The following is a 17,005-nucleotide window of genomic DNA, read 5'->3' on the forward strand; positions in this document are numbered from 1 at the left end:
CCGCCGAGCCGGCCGCCCCCGCCCGGCCCGCGCCGCCGTCCGAGCAGGTCGGCGGTGCCCGCCCGGCCCGGGCCAGGACCGCCGCCGGCGGGGCCGAGGACGGCTACCCCACGGACGAGTTCACCTTCGTCGACGACGAGGCGGAGAAGTCCGAGGACGTCATCGACTGGCTGAAGTTCGCCGAGTCCCGCAGCGAGGTGCGCGCCGAGCGCCGCCGCAAGCTGCGCACCCGGCTGATCGGCGCCGGTGTGGTCCTCGCGCTCGCCGCGGCCGGCACCGGCGGCTACCTCTGGTTCACCGGCGACGACGCGAAGAGCGCGGCCGGCGCCGCCGGACCGCGCCAGGTCAACGTCGTCCACCTGCGCGACCTCCAGGGCAAGGTCTCCAGCGCGCTGCTGGTCAACGACGCCTCCGGCCGCAAGGGCACCGTCCTGCTGCTGCCGGACGCGCTGCGGCTGCCCGGCCCCGGCGACCCGCCGGTCACCACGATCGGCCAGGCCATGGACACCCTCGGCGCCTCCGGCACCCGCGAAGGCCTGACCACCGTGCTCGGCGCCCCGGTCGCCGGCACCTGGCGGCTGGACACCCCCTACCTGGAACTGCTGGTCGCCCAGCTCGGCGGCGTCCGGGTGGACACCAACGCCGAGGTCCACGACGGGGGCAAGCCGGACGGCAAGGTGCTCGCCGCCGCGGGCAAGAACACCCTGCTCAGCGGGAAGGCGGCGGTGGCCTACGCCACCCTGCAGAACGGCGGCGAGAACCGCGACGCCCAGCTCGCCCGGTTCGGCCAGGTGATGGACGCCGTGGTGCGCACCATGCCGGTCGAGTTCAAGGAGGCCAAGGACGACGTGCACCGGATGAACGCGGTGCTCGACCCCTCGCTGCCCGAGGACGCGCTCGCCGGGGTGCTCGCGCAGATGGCGCAGCTCGCCAAGGACGGCCGGTTCGGCACCAGCGCGCTGACCGTCAAGCCGGACGGCTCGCTCGACGAGGCCACCGCCGGCCAGCAGGTCAAGGAGGTGCTCGGCGGCACCGTCAAGGCCGCGACCAGCGGTGACGCACCGGCCCGGGTCTCCCTCGTGGACGCCACCGGCAACGACCAGGCGGCCGCCGCCGCCCAGGTCCAGGTGGTCAACGCGGGCCTGACCTTCGTGCCCGGCGGCGCCAAGGGCACGCCGCAGCCGGCCAGTGAGATCCGCTACACCAACGACGCCCGGCAGGCCGCCGCGAAGTCGCTGGCGACCAGCCTCAACCTGCCGGAGACGGCGGTCAAGAAGGTCACCGACGCGCAGAACGCCGACCTGGTCGTCGTCCTCGGCAAGGACTACGCGCCGCCGAAGACCCAGTAGCCCGGCCGCGGACGGGCGGGCGGCCCCGGAAAACGGTTCCGGGGCCGCCGGGACGGCGTGAGATCCTGGAAGGCGATCCCCGGCGCGCCGCGCCCGGGGCGCCCCCAAGCCGCCGAGCCGGAAGAACACCGTGACCGCCACTGAGCACAGCCAGGAACTCATCAACGTCGCCGCCCAGGCGGCGGCCGACAAGCTGGCCCACAACATCGTCGCGTTCGACGTCAGCGAGGTGCTGTCGATCACCGACGCCTTCCTGATCGCCTCCGCGAGCAACGACCGCCAGGTCCGCTCGATCGCCGAGGAGATCGAGGACCAGCTGCGCGAGAAGCTGGACATCAAGCCGGTGCGCCGGGAGGGCGAGCGCGAGGGCCGCTGGATCCTGCTCGACTACCTCGACATCGTCGTGCACGTCCAGCACTCCGAGGAGCGCTCCTTCTACTCGCTGGACCGGCTCTGGAAGGACTGCCCCGAGCTGGCGCTGCCGGAGGACGCCATCGCCTCCCGCAACCGCCCCGACGCCCACACCGACGCGGCCGGCAACGCCGTCGCCCCGGCCGAGGTCGCCCCGGCGGACGACTTCGGCGCCGAGGACTACAGCTGAGCCGGGACGCGCGGGGTCCGCGCATCGTCTTCTGGCGGCACGGCCAGACCTCCTGGAACCTCGAATCCCGCTTCCAGGGCACCACGGACATCGAACTGACCGGGCAGGGCGTGCTGCAGGCCCAGCGGGCCGCCCGGCTGCTCTCCGGCCTGCGCCCGGACCTGCTGATCTCCTCCGACCTCCAGCGGGCCCGGCGCACCGCCGAGGAGCTGGCCAAGGTCACCGGCCTGGACGTCGAGCACCACGAGGGGCTGCGCGAGACCTACGCGGGCTCCTGGCAGGGGCTGACCAACGCGGAGATCCGTGAGCGCCACCCCGAGGAGTACGCGGCCTGGACCCGCGGCGAGCCGGTCCGGCGCGGCGGCGGTGAGCTCGCGAGCGAGGTCGCGGACCGTTCCGTGCCGGTGGTGCTCGACGCGGCCGGCAAGCTGCCCGAGGGCGGCACCCTGGTCGTGGTCAGCCACGGCGGCACCATCCGCACCATGCTCGGGCGGATGCTCGGCCTGGAGCCGGTGCTGTGGGAGTGCTTCGGCGGGCTGTCGAACTGCTGCTGGTCCGTGCTGGGCCGCGGCGCGCGGGGCTGGCGGCTGCTGGAGCACAACGCGGGCACCCTGCCCCAGCCCGTCATCGGCGACGACACCTGAGATCCCCCGGGTGGGGGTGCGGAGGGGGCCCCGGAGAGCGGATTTCGCAGTTCCGGGCCTTTGCGGTTAGAGTCTTCCTCGTTCGCACGGAGGGAACGCGGCCCGGAAGGGAAGCGGGAAATCCGGCGAGTGAGGGGCTGTAGCTCAGTTGGTAGAGCGCTTGCATGGCATGCAAGAGGTCCGGGGTTCAATTCCCCGTAGCTCCACTCCGCACCCGGGGTCCGTGAGGACCACGTGTGTCGCGGGGCTGTAGCTCAGTTGGTAGAGCGCTTGCATGGCATGCAAGAGGTCCGGGGTTCAATTCCCCGTAGCTCCACAGACTGTGGAAGGCCGTCACCCGATGGGTGGCGGCCTTCCGTCGTTCCCATCGCTCCCCGTGCGGCGGGGGGGGGGGGGCTCATTCGGTGGGCCCGGTGCGGGCGTGGTCGCAGGTGGCGGTCCGGCCGCCCGGCCCCAGCGCCGCCAGCCGCTCCACCCGCGCGCGGTCCTCCGGCCCGTCCGGGGTGTAGACGGCGACGTACGCCTCCGGGATCCCGGGGATCGTCAGGTACGTCGCGTTCAGCCGCATCACGCCCACCCGCGGGTGCCAGAACACCTTCAGCGACGTCCGCCGCGAGGACACCTCCTGCCGGGCCCACAGCTCCCGGAACTCCTCGCTCGCCTCCCGCAGTGACTGCACGAACTCCTCCCACGCCGGCTCGCCGACGTGCCGCCCGTACGCGCCGCGCAGCACCGCGACCATCGTCGGCAGCTGCTCGGCCCGGTTCAGGAACGGGTTGCAGCACTCCGGGCTGGTCACCGTGCACCAGAGGCTGTTGAACCAGCCGTCGGCCGTCCGCGCCCGGCTCGCGGCGAACAGCGCCTCGTAGGTGGAGTTCCACCCCAGCACGTCGTACCGGCTGTTGGAGACCGCGGCCGGCAGCGGCACCAGCGCGTCCAGGATCAGCTGGGTCGACGGGTCCAGCACCGGGTCCGGGAACGCCGTGGGCCGCACCGCCACCCCGGCCAGCCGGAACAGGTGCGCGCGCTCGGCGGCGTCCAGCAGCAGCACCCGGGCCACCGCCGTGAGCACCTGGGCGCTGGCGTTGATCCGGCGCCCCTGCTCCAGCCACGTGTACCAGGTGACCCCGACCCCGGCGAGCTGTGCCACCTCCTCGCGGCGCAGGCCCGGGGTGCGGCGGCGCAGTCCGGGCGGCAGGCCGACGTCCTCGGGGGAGACCCGGGCGCGGCGGGCGCGCAGGAAGTCGGCCAGCTCGGTGCGCCGGCGGTCGCGCCGGCCGGCGGGGGCCGCGCCGGCGACGGGGTGCCTGCCGGCGGCGGGGGGTTTCCCGGAGACGGGGGGCTTGACGGTGCCGGGGGTGTCCACGACGGTCATACCCGCCATCGTGCCGCAGCCCCGCGGGCCGAAACAGGTGCTGCCAGTACCAGGATCCGCAGACACTAACCACTGGTACCGGGCCGCCGTGAGGCTCGACGCATGACCGATCTCCAGACCCGGCGCCGAGCGGCCGGGGCCGCCCCGGCGGCCGGCGCCCCCGCGGTCCGGCCCGGTACGGCGTCCGTCGCCCGGCCCGGACCGCTGCTCGCGCTCGTCCTCGGCGGCCAGTTCATGGCCGTCCTCGACGCCGCCATCGTCAACGTCGCGGTGCCGACCATCCGCACCGACCTGCACGCCTCCGGCGCCGCCCTGCAACTCGTGGTGGCCGGCTACACCGTCGCCTACGCCGTCCTGCTCATCACCGGCGCCCGGCTCGGCGCCCGCTACGGCTACAGCCGGGTCTTCCAGAGCGGCCTGGCCGCCTTCACCGCCGCCTCGCTGGCCTGCGGGCTGGCCCCCGGCACCGGCTGGCTGATCGCCGCCCGGCTGCTCCAGGGCGCCGGAGCGGCCCTGATGGTCCCCCAGGTGATGAGCCTCATCCAGCGGACCTTCACCGGCCAGGCCCGGGTCCGCGCCCTGGGCCTGTACTCGGCCGTCCTCGCCGGCGGCATCGCGGCCGGTCAGGTGCTCGGCGGGGTGCTCGTCAGCGCCGATCTGTTCGGCTCCGGCTGGCGCCCGGTCTTCCTGGTCAACCTGCCGATCGGCGTGCTGCTGCTGGCGGCCGGAGCCCGGCTGCTGCCGAAGCTGCCCGGGGACCGCGACCGCGGCTTCGACGTGCCCGGCCTGCTGGTGCTCGCCGCCGCGATCGGGCTGCTCGTCGTCCCGCTGGTGCTCGGCCACGAACTCGGCTGGCCCGGCTGGGGCTGGGCGATGCTCGCCGCGAGCGCGCTGCTGTTCGCCCTGTTCGCGGTCGTCGAGCGGCGGATCGCGCGGCGCGGCGGGCAGCCGCTGATCAGCGGGCGGGTCCTCGGCGCGGCCGGACTGCTGCCCGCCGTCGGCGCGGTGTTCATGATCCTGCTGGCCTTCGCCGGCTTCATGTTCTCCTTCGCCCTGCACCAGCAGTCCGGGCTCGGATACAGCGCCCTGCGCGCCGGGCTCGACTCCGCTCCGGTCGCCGCCGGCTTCGGCGTCGCCAGCCTGTACTGGCAGCGGCTGCCCGGGCGCCTGCACGGCGTCCTGCCCACGCTCGGCGCCGGCCTGCTCGCCGTCGGCTACGTGTTGTTCGGCGTCCTGCTGCGCGACGGCTCCGCGGTCGGCGCGGTGGCGCTGGCGCTCTCCGCCGTCCTCGGGCTGCTCGGCGGCTGCGCCTACGCGCCGCTGGTCACCCGGGCGCTCGCCAGGGTCGCCCCCGCCGACGCGGCGGACGGCAGCGGGGTCGTGGTCACCGCGGTCCAGCTCGGCCAGGTCATCGGCATCGCGCTGGTCGGCTCGGTGTTCCTCGGCGCGGTCGACCCGCCGGCGTCCGCCGCCGACTCCGGCCACGGGCTGCTGCTCGCCACGGCCACCGTCGGCGGGGCCGTCGCGCTGGCCACCGGCTTCGCCGCCCGGGTGGCTGTCCGGGGCGCCGCTCGGGGTGCGGTCACCGGCCGGGCCGGGGCCGTCGCCGAGGTCCGGGAGGAGCGGTCGGCGGACGGGCCCGCGGGCGGGTAGGGGGCCGTCGCGGGAACGGATTCGTGGAGCACCCCCCGGACCGTGTAAAGTAGTCGATGTCGCCGAGGGAAACGGAACAAAACCCCCGGTGACATCGCAGGTCAAGGGGCTGTAGCTCAGTTGGTAGAGCGCTTGCATGGCATGCAAGAGGTCCGGGGTTCAATTCCCCGTAGCTCCACAGGAAACGAAGGCCGCCTCCCGTCACGGGAGGCGGCCTTCGGCGTTCGCGGCTTTTCCACGACCTCCCGGCGCACGCCCCCGGCGGAACGCTACCGTCGGATCCATGGCCGATCTGGAGCGCAGACGCAACGAGGAACTCGCCCGGATACTCCACCAGCTCGGCTGGAGCCCGGAGCGGCTCGCCCGCGAGGTCAACCTCACCGTCCCGGCCCGGCTCGCGATCAGCTCCACCGCCCCCTACAAGTGGCGCGACCGCGGCATGGTCCCGCGCAGCCCGCACGACCAGGCCGTCTGCGAGGTGCTCGGCCGCACCCTCGGCATCGCCGTCACCTACGAGCAGCTCTGGGGCCCGATGGGCGGCCACCGCGGTGCCAAGATCCTCTCCCCGCGCCTGCTCACCGACCCGTGGACCGCCGACACCGCGCAGACCGCGCTGCGCGAGACCGCCGCCGACGCCGGCCCCGTGCGCCTCACCGACCTCTTCCGCGGCGCCGACGTCGCCGAGGCCGCCCGCCGGCTGGCCACCCCGCCGCCCGCCCTCTCCGGCGACGGCGCGTTGCGCGTCGACCCGGCGCTGATCGGCGAACTCGCCGCCACCCACCGCAGCAAAGTGCGGCTGGAACGGTCCTGCGGCGGCGGACTCGTCCTCGGCCCCGTCCGCGCCGAACTGGCCATGGTCGCCAAGCTGCTGGAGCTCGGCGGGTACGACGAACCGCTCGGCCGGGCGCTGTACGGCGCGGCGGGCCGCCTCGCCCGGCTCGCCGCCTGGGCCGCCTTCGACCTCGGCCACGACGCCACCGCCCAGCGGGCGTTCGCCGCCGCGCTGCGCGCCGCCCACCTGAGCGGCGGACGCCGGGACGGGGTGGCGGTGCTCGGCGGCCTGGTGGTGCTGGCCACCTGGAGCGCGGGCGGGCGCGGGCTCGACGTGGTCACGGTGCTCGCGCAGGCGGTGGCGGCGGCCGGGGACGGGCTCGGCCCGGCCGACCGGGCGCTGCAGCTCGGCCGGATCGCCCGCGCCCACGGTCGGCGCGGCGACGCGGCCGGGCTCGCCGAGACGGCGGGGCGGGCGTTCGCGGAGCTGGACGGGGCCCCGGGCGGCGCCGGGGGCGTGGAGGGCACGGGGGGCGAGCGGCGGGCGGACCTCGCGGGGATGGTGGGGGAGGGGTACCTGTTCCTGGGCGAGCACGGGCGGGCGCAGGCGTTGCTGGCCGAGGCGGTGGGCGGTCTGGGGCCGGGCCGGGCGCGGGTGCGGGCGCTGCTGATGGTCCGGCTGGCCGACTCGCAGCGGCTGGCGGGTGACACCGCGGAAGCGGCGCGCACCGCGGACCGGGCGCGGGCGCTGGCGGCGGGGATGCAGTCGGAGCGGGTGGCGCGGGCGCTGCGGGGGATCGACGCGGCGTTCCGGTCGGCGGGGGACGGCGTGGCGGGGGCGGGTGCGGGTTCGGTCGGTGGGGGACCGGTGGGTGGGGCGGGGGCGGGCTCGGCCGGTGCATCGCGTGCGGGCGCGGGCACGTCGGAGGGGTCGTAGCGCCGGGTGGCGGGGCGCGGGGCGGAAGGCGCGTCGGCGGTATCCCCGGGAGGCGGCCGACCCCCTTGCGGTACCCTGAGCCCATGCGAACCGCGCGCCTGCTCCTTAGTCGGCCGCGCTGACCAGGACCGGCCACGCCCGAGGGCGGGGCCGGAGTCGGCGTGGCACCCCCTCCTGCGAGGGGCTTTTTTGTTTTCCGCCCGGGCCCGCCGCCCGGCGTCCGTCCGGGTCCCGCCTGGGCACCCGTCCCGCCGCCGGCCCTGTACGCCGGTTCGCCAACTGACATCGATGGAGCTTGAAGGACCATGAGCGAGACGACCCCTGCGTCCGGTGCGGCCGACACCGCGACCGCGCCGTTCCGGTACAGCGCCGCCCTGGCGGCGGAGATCGAGTCCCGCTGGCAGGACATCTGGGAGAAGGAGGGGACGTTCCACGCCCCCAACCCGGCCGGTGACCTGGTCGACCCGGCCGGCGCCGACGTCGCCGCGAAGCCGCACAGCTTCATCATGGACATGTTCCCGTACCCGTCGGGCGCCGGCCTGCACGTCGGCCACCCGCTGGGCTACATCGCCACCGACGTCTTCGCCCGCTACCAGCGGATGAACGGCTACAACGTCCTGCACACCCTGGGCTACGACTCCTTCGGCCTGCCCGCCGAGCAGTACGCCGTGCAGACCGGCACCCACCCGCGGGTCTCCACCGAGGCCAACATCGCCAACATGCGCCAGCAGCTGCGCCGGCTGGGCCTGGGCCACGACCCGCGCCGCTCGATCGCCACGATCGACCCCGAGTACTACCGCTGGACGCAGTGGATCTTCCTGCAGATCTTCGACTCCTGGTACGACGAGCAGGCCGCCAAGGCCCGCCCGATCGCCGAGCTGGTCGCCGAGTTCGAGAACGGCGGCCGTGAGGTCCCCGGCGGCCGCGGCTGGTCCGAGCTGAACGGCGCCGAGCGCGAGGACGTGCTGGGCGAGTACCGGCTGGCCTACGCCAAGGAGGTGCCGGTCAACTGGTGCCCCGGCCTGGGCACCGTGCTGTCCAACGAGGAGGTCACCGCCGACGGTCGCTCCGAGCGCGGCAACTTCCCCGTCTTCAAGTCCAACCTGCGCCAGTGGATGATGCGGATCACCGCCTACTCCGACCGGCTGATCTCCGACCTGGACCTGCTGGACTGGCCCGAGGCGATCAAGCTGCAGCAGCGCAACTGGATCGGCCGCTCCGAGGGCGCCCGCGTCGACTTCTCGGTCGGTGGCGTGGGTGACGGCGGCGTCGGCGGCGACCGGAAGATCACCGTCTTCACCACCCGCCCCGACACCCTGTTCGGCGCCACCTACATGGTCCTGGCCCCCGAGCACGAGCTGGTTGACACGATCGTGCCCGCAGCCTGGCCCGAGGGCACCCGCGAGGCGTGGACCGGCGGCGCCGCCACCCCCGCCGAGGCCGTCACCGCCTACCGCGCCGCCGCGGCCGCCAAGTCCGACGTCGAGCGACAGGTCGAGGCCAAGGTCAAGACCGGCGTCTTCACCGGCGCCTACGCCGTCAACCCGGTCAGCGGCGAGCCCGTCCCGGTCTTCATCGCCGACTACGTGCTGATGGGCTACGGCACCGGCGCCATCATGGCCGTCCCCGCCCACGACCACCGCGACTTCGCCTTCGCGCGCGCCTTCGACCTGCCGATGCGCTGCGTCGTCGAGCCCACCGACGGCCGCGGCGAGGACCCGGCCGACTGGGACGACGCGTTCGACACCTACGACTCCGTCATCGTCAACTCGGCCCACGACGAGGGCACCGCGGACGGCATCGCGCTGAACGGCCTGAGCGTCGTCGACGCCAAGGCCGCCGTCACCGCCTGGCTGACCGCGCGCGGCATCGGCGAAGGCACCGTCAACTACCGCCTGCGCGACTGGCTGTTCAGCCGCCAGCGGTACTGGGGCGAGCCCTTCCCGATCGTCTACGACGAGGACGGCGTCATGCACGCGCTGCCCGAGTCGATGCTGCCCGTCGAAGTTCCGCAGGTCGACGACTACTCGCCGCACACCTACGACCCGTACGACTCCACCTCCACGCCGAAGACCCCGCTGTCCCGCAACGAGGACTGGGTCAACGTCGAGCTGGACCTGGGCGACGGCCCGAAGAAGTACCGCCGCGAGACCAACACCATGCCCAACTGGGCCGGCTCCTGCTGGTACGAGCTGCGCTACATCGACCCGTCCAACCGCGAGCAGGTCGTCGACCCGGCCAACGAGCGCTACTGGCTGGGCCCCACCGAGCAGAAGCCCGGCGGCGGCGCCGACCTGTACGTCGGCGGTGCCGAGCACGCCGTCCTGCACCTGCTGTACGCCCGCTTCTGGCACAAGGTGCTGCACGACCTGGGCCACGTCTCGTCCGTCGAGCCGTTCCACAAGCTGTTCAACCAGGGCATGATCACCGCCGACGTCTACCGCGACGAGCGCGGCTTCCCGGTGCCCGCCGCCGAGGTCGAGGAGCGCGGCGGCCAGTACTTCTGGCAGGGCGAGCAGGTCAAGCGCGAGGCCGGCAAGATGGGCAAGTCCCTGAAGAACGCCGTCGCCCCCGACGAGATCGCCGACGAGTACGGCGCCGACACGCTGCGCCTGTACGAGATGTCGATGGGCCCGCTGGACGTCTCCCGTCCGTGGGACACCCGCGCCGTCGTCGGCTCCTACCGCTTCCTGCAGCGGCTGTGGCGCAACATCGTCGACGAGACGACCGGCGAGCTGGTGGTGACGGAGGAGGAGCCGGACGAGGCGACGCTGCGTGCCCTGCACAAGGCCGTCGACGGCATCCGCGGGGACATGGCCGGGCTGCGCTTCAACACGGCCGTCGCCAAGGCGATCGAGCTGAACAACTACCTGGTCAAGCGTGGGTCCACGCCGCGGTCGGTGGCCGAGCAGGTGGTGCTGGCGGTCGCCCCGCTGGCCCCGCACATCGCGGAGGAGCTGTGGCGCCGGCTGGGCCACGGCGAGTCGCTGGCGCACACCGACTACCCGGTGGCCGACCCGGCGTACGTCGTCGACGAGACGGTGACCTGCGTGGTGCAGGTCAAGGGCAAGGTCAAGGCCCGGCTGGAGGTCGCGCCGTCGATCTCGGACGCCGAGCTGGAGGCGCTGGCGCTGGCCGACCCGGCGGTCGTCGCGGCGATCGGCGGGGCCGAGGTGCGCAAGGTGATCGCGCGGGCGCCGAAGCTGGTCAACATCGTCACCGGCTGAGGCCGCTGCCGGTGGCGGGGCGGGCGTTCCTTCGGGAGCGTCCGCCCCGCAGCGCTTTCGGGGGCGTCGGGGGAGGGGGCTGGGGGCTTGGGGCGTGGGGCGCTGGGCTTGGGGAGCTGGGCTCGGGGGGCTGGGCTCGGGGGGCTGGGCTCGGGGCTCGGGGTTCACCCCTAGTCGTCCCTGAACCCGCCCCTGAACTCCGGCCCGGCGGCCCTGATCGACCGCCCGCGGGGCGGCTGCCGGGGCTACGGTGGAACCCACGGTGGGCCGGCCCGCGTTGGGCCCGGTGGGGGCCGGTTCGGCTGGCGGAAGGTGGCGCGTGATGGAGATCCTCGGGGTGTTGCTCGTACTCTCCGTGCTGTTCGGGCTCGGGGTGGCGGTGCTCGTCGTCGTCGGACTGGTCAAGGCCGCCCGGGCGGTCGGCGAGAAGATGGAACGCCAGGAGGCCAAGGCCCGCCGGGCGGTCGAGAACGTCACGCTCAAGGCCAAGACCTACACCCAGACCGGCCCGCAGGGACAGATCTCCGCCGTCCGCCTGCGTCTGCGGACGTCGTTGGACGGCACCCGGCAGGTCCTGCAGGGCGCCGTCGCCCAGGACGGCCAGCTCGGCGAGTCGCTCGCGCTGCTGGCCCGGCTGGACGCCCATGCGGCGGAGCTGGACGGCGAGCTGCGGATGCTGGAGCGCGAGCCGGACGCCGGGCGCGTCGCGGCGAAGCTGCCGGAGCTGCGCGAGCGCGCCGAGCGGATCACGCGCTCGGCGGAGAGCATGCGCTGGGCGGCGCAGGACCGGATGCACCGGTTCGCGGAGGACGAGCTGAGCCGGCTGAGCCAGGAGTGCGAGAACGAGGCGGGGGCGCTGCGGCACTGGGATGCTGCTGCGGGTGCTGCGGGTGCTGCGGGTGCTTCGGGTGCTGCGGGTGCTTCGGGCGTCTCCGCTGCGGCGCGCGAGGCCGGTTCGGCCGGTGGGTCCGGTGCGGCCGCTGGGACGGGGACGGCGGGCGGGGCCCGGCCGGGGCTCACGGACGGCCGTGGCGGCCGGCCCAGCGCCGAGGACCTGCTCGGTCTCGCCGACCCGGTGGCCAAGCTGGCGCAGCGGCTGCGCAAGCCGTCCGCCGGACCCTCGGCCGGTTGAGCCCGGCCGAGCCCGATCGAGCGGCGACCCGGATGCTGCCCTCCGGCCCGGGTGGGGAGTAACCTCCGCCTCATGCCCGCCGACCTCGCACTTGTCACCGACTCCACGGCCTATCTGCCCCAGCACGCCGTCGACCGGCATGGGATCACCGTGGTCCCGCTGAGCGTCGCGGTCGGCGACGAGGTGCGCGCGGAGGGCGTCGAGATCTCCCCGAAGGACGTCGCGGAGGCTCTCCGCGGCAAGCACCGGGTCACCACCTCCCGGCCCAGCCCGGAGTCCTTCGCCGCCGCCTACCGGTCGGCCGCCGAGGCCGGCGCGCGGGGCATCGTCTCGGTGCACATCTCCGGCGAGCTGTCCGGGACGGCGGAGGCCGCCCGGCTCGCGGCGGCCGAGGCGCCCGTCCCGGTGCGGGTGGTGGACAGCCGGCTGGTCGGGATGGCCCTCGGGTACGGGGTGCTGGCGGCGGCCGAGGCGATCGCGGCCGGCGCGGACCTCGACGGGACGGTGGCGGCGGTCGAGCGGCGCACGGCCGTGACCAGCGGGTTCTTCTACGTCGACACCCTGGAGTACCTGCGCAGGGGCGGCCGGATCGGCGCCGCGCGGGCGCTGCTCGGCTCGGCGCTCGCGGTCAAGCCGCTGCTGCACCTGGACGGGGGGCGGATCGAGCCCCTGGAGAAGGTCCGCACGGCGTCGCGGGCGATCGCACGGTTGGAGGAGGTCGCGGTCGAGCGGGCGGGGGAGGGGGAGGTCGACATCGCCGTCCACCACCTGGCGGCGGAGGGCCGGGCCGAGCCGCTCGCCGAGCGACTGCGGGAACGGGTGCCGGGACTGCGTGACCTCTACGTCGGCGAAGTGGGGGCGGTGATCGGCGCGCACGTCGGGCCGGGGCTGCTGGCGGTGGTGGTCTCGCCCCGGTGACGGGTGCCGGGTTGTCAACGTCTGGCGCCCTTCCTCCCTCCTGAGGGTGAGCTTCTTTGTCCACAACCCCCGGGTTTTCCACAGGTACTCGGTAATCTCCGCGCCCTGCCCGGGCGGTTCCTACCGTGCTCCGCATGACGAGCATGCGAATCGGCGCACGCAAGCGCCACGAGATCCAGCGGGTCAACGAGACCGCGAGCCTGCGGATGGCGGCCCTCCTGCCCGAGGCCGGGGATCCGCCGGACACCGAGCCCTCGGTGTACGCGGCGCCGACCGACTCCGGTGCGTCGCCGCCGCGCGGTGCGCCGTCACCCGGTGTGCCGCCGCCCGGCTGCCCTGCGCCCGACCGGGCCGCGTTCGATGAGGCCGTGCCCCTGCCCGGGCCGGCCGCGAGTCCGTGGGCGGGCCATGCGCTGACGCTCGACCGGCGGGCGGCGGTCGGCCTCCTCGTCCTCCTGCTGCTCACCGTCGGCTACGGCGTGCAGCACTTCTGGCTGGCACGGCCGCAGCGGGTCGAGGTGCCGGCCATCGCCGTCGCCTCGGTGCCGTCGGCCGCCACCCCGGGGCCGGGCCCGCCCGAGGCCGCGGCCGCCGGCGCGGCGGGCGGCGCGACCGCGAGCGATACCGGCGGCGCGGCGCCTGGCGCCGTCGTGGTGGTCGACATCGGAGGCCGGGTCGGCTCCCCGGGGGTGCACATCCTGCCCGGCGGCTCCCGGGTCGCGGACGCCCTGCGGGTGGCCGGTGGGCCGTTGCCCGGGACGGACACCAGGAACCTCAACCTGGCCCGCGTCCTGGCGGACGGCGAGCAGATCCTCGTCGGCGAGCCGAGTCCTCAACCGGCCACCGGGGCGGGCCCGGGGCCGCCGTCCGCCGGTGCGTCGAAGCAGCCGGTCAGTCTCAACCACGCCACCCTCGAACAGCTCGACACGCTCCCCGGCGTCGGCCCGACCCTCGCCCAGCGCATCCTCACCTTCCGCGCCTCCCACGGCGGCACGTTCCGCTCTCTTGACCAACTCCGGCAGGTGAGCGGGATCGGCGAGCGCACCTACACGGAGATCCGGCCGCTGCTCACCCTCTGACGGTCCGCCAACGCTGCCCCCGTCCGCTGCCCTGCCCGAAAGGAGGTGCCGTCATCGCCACCGCTGCCCCCACTCCCGCCCCCACTCCTGCTTCCACCCCTGCCGTCCCCGCCCCGCCTCGCTCGAACGACCTCCGCCTGCTGCTGCCCGCCGTTGCCGCCTGGGCCGTGACGGCCGCGGTCCTCGGCCTGGGCCCCGGGCACGCCTCCTCCCTCGCGGTGGCGGCGGGCGTGACCGCGCTCGTCGGGTTGGTCCTCTTCGCCTGCCGGGCGGGTGCGGGTGCCGGCCCGCTCCGCCGCCGGTCCGTCACCGTGACCCTCGCCGCCGTGCTGCTCACCGCTGCCGCCGCCACGGCGGCCACCCTCCTGCACACCGCCGACCTGCACCGCGGGCCACTGCCCGAACTGGCCCGCGCCACCGGCCCGGCACCCGAGGTCGGCGTCGACCTCACCCTCACCGGTGACCCGCGCGTGCGCGTCTCCCACGGCGCAGGCTCCGGTTCCGGCCAGGCACTGCTCACCGTGGACGCCGTGGTGGACCGCGTCGCCGTGCCCGACGGCGCCCTCCCGGGCAAGCCGGGCCCGCCCGCCGTCCGCACCCGCACGCCGGTCACCGTCCTGGTCCGCGGTTCGGACACCGGCGCGTGGGAGCGGCTATTGCCCTCGACCCGCCTCGCCGCCGAGGTGACGGTCCGTCCGTCGGGCGAACGCGGGGGCGAGTCGGCGGCGTTGCTGGTCGCACACGGCGAACCACGCACGCTCGCGCCGCCGAGCCTGCCGCAGCGGATCGCCGGGCGGCTGCGCGAGGGGCTGCGCGAGGCCACCGACGGCCTGCCGCCGGACGAGCGCGGACTGCTGCCCGGCCTCGTCGTGGGGGACACCTCGCGGCTGCCGGACGACCTCTGGGAGGCGTTCCGGGACACCGACCTGGCCCACCTGGTCGCGGTCAGCGGGGCCAACCTCGCGATCGTGCTGGGCGTGCTGCTCGGCGCCCCGGGGCGGGCCGGCACCGCCGAACGGCGTGGACTGGCCGCCCTGCTCGGGATCCCGCTGCGCACCACGGCGCTGCTCGGCGCCGCCGTCACCCTGGCCTTCGTGACGATCTGCCGCCCGGAGCCCAGCGTGCTCAGAGCGGCGGGGACGGGGCTGATCGGACTGCTGGCGCTGGCCACCGGCCGCCCGCGCCAGGCGGTGCCGGCGCTGGCGGGCACGGCCTTGCTGCTGGTCCTCCTCGACCCGTACCTGGCACGCTCCTTCGGCTTCCTGCTGTCGGTGCTCGCCACGACCGGGCTGCTGGTCCTCGGCCCGCGCTGGGCGGGCGCCCTGCGGGCGCGGGGCTGGCCGCACCACCTCGCGGGCGCGGTCGGAGCGACGGCGGCGGCGCAGGCGCTCTGCGCGCCGGTGACAGTGGTGTTCTCCGGGCACGTCAGCCTCGTCGGGATCCCGTGCAACCTGCTGGCCGAGCTGGCGGTGGCCCCGGCGACCCTGCTGGGCTTCGCGGTCCTGGCACTCGACCCGCTCTCACCCTCGCTGGCCCGGCTGCTCGCCGAGCCCGCAGCCGTCCCGGTCGGCTGGCTGGCCGCGGTCGCCCGGCACGGGGCGGAGCTTCCGGGCGGTCGGCTGTCCTGGCCGGGTGGATGGGTCGGCACGGTGAGCCTCGCCGTCGGCACGGCCGCGCTCTGCTGCGTGGTGCCGTCGCTGCTGCCCCGGCGTGCCGCCGACGGGGCCGGTGGGCGTCGACCTCGTGGGCGGCTCCGTTCGGTGGCGGTGGGCGTGCTGCTGCTCGTCCTGCTCGCCGTGTTGCTGCGGCCTCCGTCGCTGGCCCGGATCGCGACCGGCTGGCCGCCGCCGGGCTGGCGGCTGGTCATGTGCGACGTGGGGCAGGGCGACATGCTGGTGCTGCCGGTGGCGCCGGAGAGCGGCGACCCGCCCGACAGCGCGGTGGTGGTGGACGCCGGTCCGGATCCGCAGGACGCCGACCGCTGTCTGCGTGATCTGGGGATCACCCGGGTGCCGCTCTTCCTGGCGACGCACTTCCACGCCGATCACGTCGAGGGGCTGCCGGGCGTGCTGCACGGGCGACGGGTCGGGGTGGTGCAGGGGACGACGGTGAACGATCCGCCGGGTGAGGCCGCCAGGGTCGCGCAATGGGCGGCGCAGGCCGGGGTGCCGCTGACGCGGGCCGGTCCCGGCGAGCGCCGGTCGGCGGGGGCCGAGGTCACGTGGGAGGTGCTGTGGCCGGACGGAGAGGAGTCGAAGGCCGTGTCGGGTGCGAACAACGCCAGTGTTGCGCTGCTGGTGACCCTGGCGGGCGGTGTGCGGATGGCCCTGCTGGGCGATCTGGAGCCGCCGGCGCAGGAGGCCCTGTTGAGCAGGCTGAGGACGGACGGGAAGGAGAGCAAGGTGGACGTGTTGAAGGTGGCTCACCACGGTTCGGCCCACCAGGACTGGGAGTTGACGGCGGCGTTGGGTCCCCGGCTGGCCCTGATCTCCTGCGGTGCGGACAACCCGTACGGGCACCCGTCGCCGCGCACGGTGGACCGGCTGCGCACGCTGGGTGCCACGGTGCTGCGAACGGACCGGATGGGCGACATCGCGGTGACGGGTGCCGACCCGAGCCGCCTCGGCGCCGCCGTGCACCCGCACGCCGGACACCCCGGCCCCGGCCCGCACCGTCCGAGGGCCACCCAAACGGCGAAGCCGGGTGCCACGCTTGCGGCGCGCGCCGGCCGAGGCCAGCGCGCGCCGCCCTGGTGACCCCACCTCTCCTTCCCGACCACTTGGGTGGATGGGGCTTGGGGTTGGGGGCAAGTGGTCGGGGAGGAGGGGAGGGGTGGGCTCGGGCCCGGAAGAAACGATTCTTCGCGCCCGGCCCGAGCGGTGCGCTCGGGCCGGGCGAACACCGAGCGGGCGTGGGTGTGAGCCGTGGAGGGCGGATCCGGGTGAGGGCGTGAACGACCTCATCGCGCTCCGGCCGAGGCCCGGAGCGCGATGAGGGACCTCTTCTTCGGCACCCGCTCTTGTGGGCGGCGGACCGGCTGCGCGCCGGCCACCGCCGGCGCGCAGCCGTAGCCGCTCTTCGGCGGGCAGGGGAGGGCCGGGCCGCGAGAAGAACGATTCCTCCCGCCCCGGCCTGAGCGCCCCGCTCGGGCCGGGCGAGCACCACAGCGGCCCGGAGACGTTCCGCAGGATGTCCGCCCGGGCGGTACGGGCGCACCCTCCGCCCGGCGTGGGGGGTGGGGCGCGCCCCCGGCCCCCCCCCCCCCCCCACCCCCCCACCAGGCGCCCCCACCCCCCCGTGGGACCCGGCCCCCCCCGCG

11 protein-coding genes and 3 tRNA genes are annotated in these 17,005 nt (G+C 75.2%); 13 read left to right on the top strand and 1 reads right to left on the bottom strand.

Annotation, left to right across the window (positions count from 1 at the left end):
- The 5 genes from ACFVVU_RS38610 to ACFVVU_RS38630 form a co-directional block, all read left to right on the top strand.
- On the top strand, positions 1-1,349 hold a 1,349-nt coding region (locus ACFVVU_RS38610), incomplete at its 5' end, for a LytR C-terminal domain-containing protein (protein ID WP_387794498.1).
- Positions 1,350-1,479: 130 nt separating this feature from the next.
- Positions 1,480-1,950 carry a ribosome silencing factor gene (gene rsfS, locus ACFVVU_RS38615; protein ID WP_355372238.1) on the top strand — a complete coding sequence of 157 codons (471 nt, stop codon included), beginning with the start codon at positions 1,480-1,482 and terminating at the stop codon, positions 1,948-1,950.
- Positions 1,947-2,594 (top strand): histidine phosphatase family protein, encoded by a 648-nt coding sequence (locus tag ACFVVU_RS38620; protein WP_380688054.1) that lies wholly within the window; start codon positions 1,947-1,949, stop codon positions 2,592-2,594. The genes rsfS and ACFVVU_RS38620 overlap by 4 nt, the downstream gene beginning before the upstream one ends.
- Before the next feature lie 133 nt (positions 2,595-2,727).
- Positions 2,728-2,800, top strand: a tRNA-Ala gene (locus ACFVVU_RS38625).
- Between the two features lie 37 nt (positions 2,801-2,837).
- Positions 2,838-2,910 (top strand) — tRNA-Ala (locus ACFVVU_RS38630).
- A gap of 81 nt (positions 2,911-2,991) precedes the next feature.
- On the opposite strand, the gene ACFVVU_RS38635 is transcribed toward ACFVVU_RS38630, so the two are convergent.
- Entirely contained in the window at positions 2,992-3,969 is a 978-nt protein-coding gene (locus ACFVVU_RS38635; protein WP_387794500.1) for a helix-turn-helix transcriptional regulator, read from the bottom strand.
- Positions 3,970-4,071: 102 nt separating this feature from the next.
- Here ACFVVU_RS38635 and ACFVVU_RS38640 point away from each other — a divergent pair, with 102 nt between their 5' ends.
- The 8 genes from ACFVVU_RS38640 to ACFVVU_RS38675 all read left to right on the top strand — a co-directional run bounded on the left by ACFVVU_RS38640 (position 4,072) and on the right by ACFVVU_RS38675 (position 16,442).
- On the top strand, positions 4,072-5,622 hold the full coding sequence (locus ACFVVU_RS38640; protein WP_387794502.1) for an MFS transporter: 1,551 nt from the start codon (positions 4,072-4,074) through the stop codon (positions 5,620-5,622).
- Between the two features lie 105 nt (positions 5,623-5,727).
- Positions 5,728-5,800: transfer RNA gene (locus tag ACFVVU_RS38645), tRNA-Ala, on the top strand.
- A 105-nt stretch (positions 5,801-5,905) separates the two neighbouring features.
- Positions 5,906-7,330, top strand: coding sequence for a hypothetical protein (locus tag ACFVVU_RS38650; RefSeq protein ID WP_380685142.1), 1,425 nt, complete (start codon positions 5,906-5,908; stop codon positions 7,328-7,330).
- A gap of 305 nt (positions 7,331-7,635) precedes the next feature.
- Positions 7,636-10,557 carry a leucine--tRNA ligase gene (leuS, locus tag ACFVVU_RS38655; protein ID WP_387794504.1) on the top strand — a complete coding sequence of 974 codons (2,922 nt, stop codon included), beginning with the start codon at positions 7,636-7,638 and terminating at the stop codon, positions 10,555-10,557.
- Between the two features lie 322 nt (positions 10,558-10,879).
- Positions 10,880-11,689, top strand: a complete 810-nt coding sequence (locus tag ACFVVU_RS38660) for a hypothetical protein (RefSeq protein WP_387794506.1) — start codon at positions 10,880-10,882, stop codon at positions 11,687-11,689.
- A gap of 72 nt (positions 11,690-11,761) precedes the next feature.
- Positions 11,762-12,607: a DegV family protein gene (locus tag ACFVVU_RS38665; protein ID WP_387794507.1), complete on the top strand. Its 846-nt coding sequence runs from the start codon at positions 11,762-11,764 to the stop codon at positions 12,605-12,607.
- A 134-nt stretch (positions 12,608-12,741) separates the two neighbouring features.
- The gene (locus tag ACFVVU_RS38670; protein WP_387794509.1) at positions 12,742-13,686 is read left to right on the top strand and encodes a helix-hairpin-helix domain-containing protein; all 945 of its coding nucleotides are present in this window, start codon (positions 12,742-12,744) and stop codon (positions 13,684-13,686) included.
- A gap of 167 nt (positions 13,687-13,853) precedes the next feature.
- Positions 13,854-16,442 carry a ComEC/Rec2 family competence protein gene (locus tag ACFVVU_RS38675; protein WP_387794511.1) on the top strand — a complete coding sequence of 863 codons (2,589 nt, stop codon included), beginning with the start codon at positions 13,854-13,856 and terminating at the stop codon, positions 16,440-16,442.
- Positions 16,443-17,005: the final 563 nt, after the last annotated feature.

Source organism: Kitasatospora sp. NPDC057965 (genome assembly GCF_042887135.1).
Classification (GTDB): domain Bacteria; phylum Actinomycetota; class Actinomycetes; order Streptomycetales; family Streptomycetaceae; genus Kitasatospora.

What these genes read in the sequence shown, in the direction of transcription:
- ACFVVU_RS38635 (WP_387794500.1), bottom strand. Translation starts at nt 3,969, where the DNA reads ATGACCGTCGTGGACACCCCCGGCACCGTCAAGCCCCCCGTCTCCGGG.
- ACFVVU_RS38640 (WP_387794502.1), top strand. Translation starts at nt 4,072, where the DNA reads ATGACCGATCTCCAGACCCGGCGCCGAGCGGCCGGGGCCGCCCCGGCG.
- ACFVVU_RS38650 (WP_380685142.1), top strand. Translation starts at nt 5,906, where the DNA reads ATGGCCGATCTGGAGCGCAGACGCAACGAGGAACTCGCCCGGATACTC.
- leuS (WP_387794504.1), top strand. Translation starts at nt 7,636, where the DNA reads ATGAGCGAGACGACCCCTGCGTCCGGTGCGGCCGACACCGCGACCGCG.
- ACFVVU_RS38660 (WP_387794506.1), top strand. Translation starts at nt 10,880, where the DNA reads ATGGAGATCCTCGGGGTGTTGCTCGTACTCTCCGTGCTGTTCGGGCTC.
- ACFVVU_RS38665 (WP_387794507.1), top strand. Translation starts at nt 11,762, where the DNA reads ATGCCCGCCGACCTCGCACTTGTCACCGACTCCACGGCCTATCTGCCC.
- ACFVVU_RS38670 (WP_387794509.1), top strand. Translation starts at nt 12,742, where the DNA reads ATGACGAGCATGCGAATCGGCGCACGCAAGCGCCACGAGATCCAGCGG.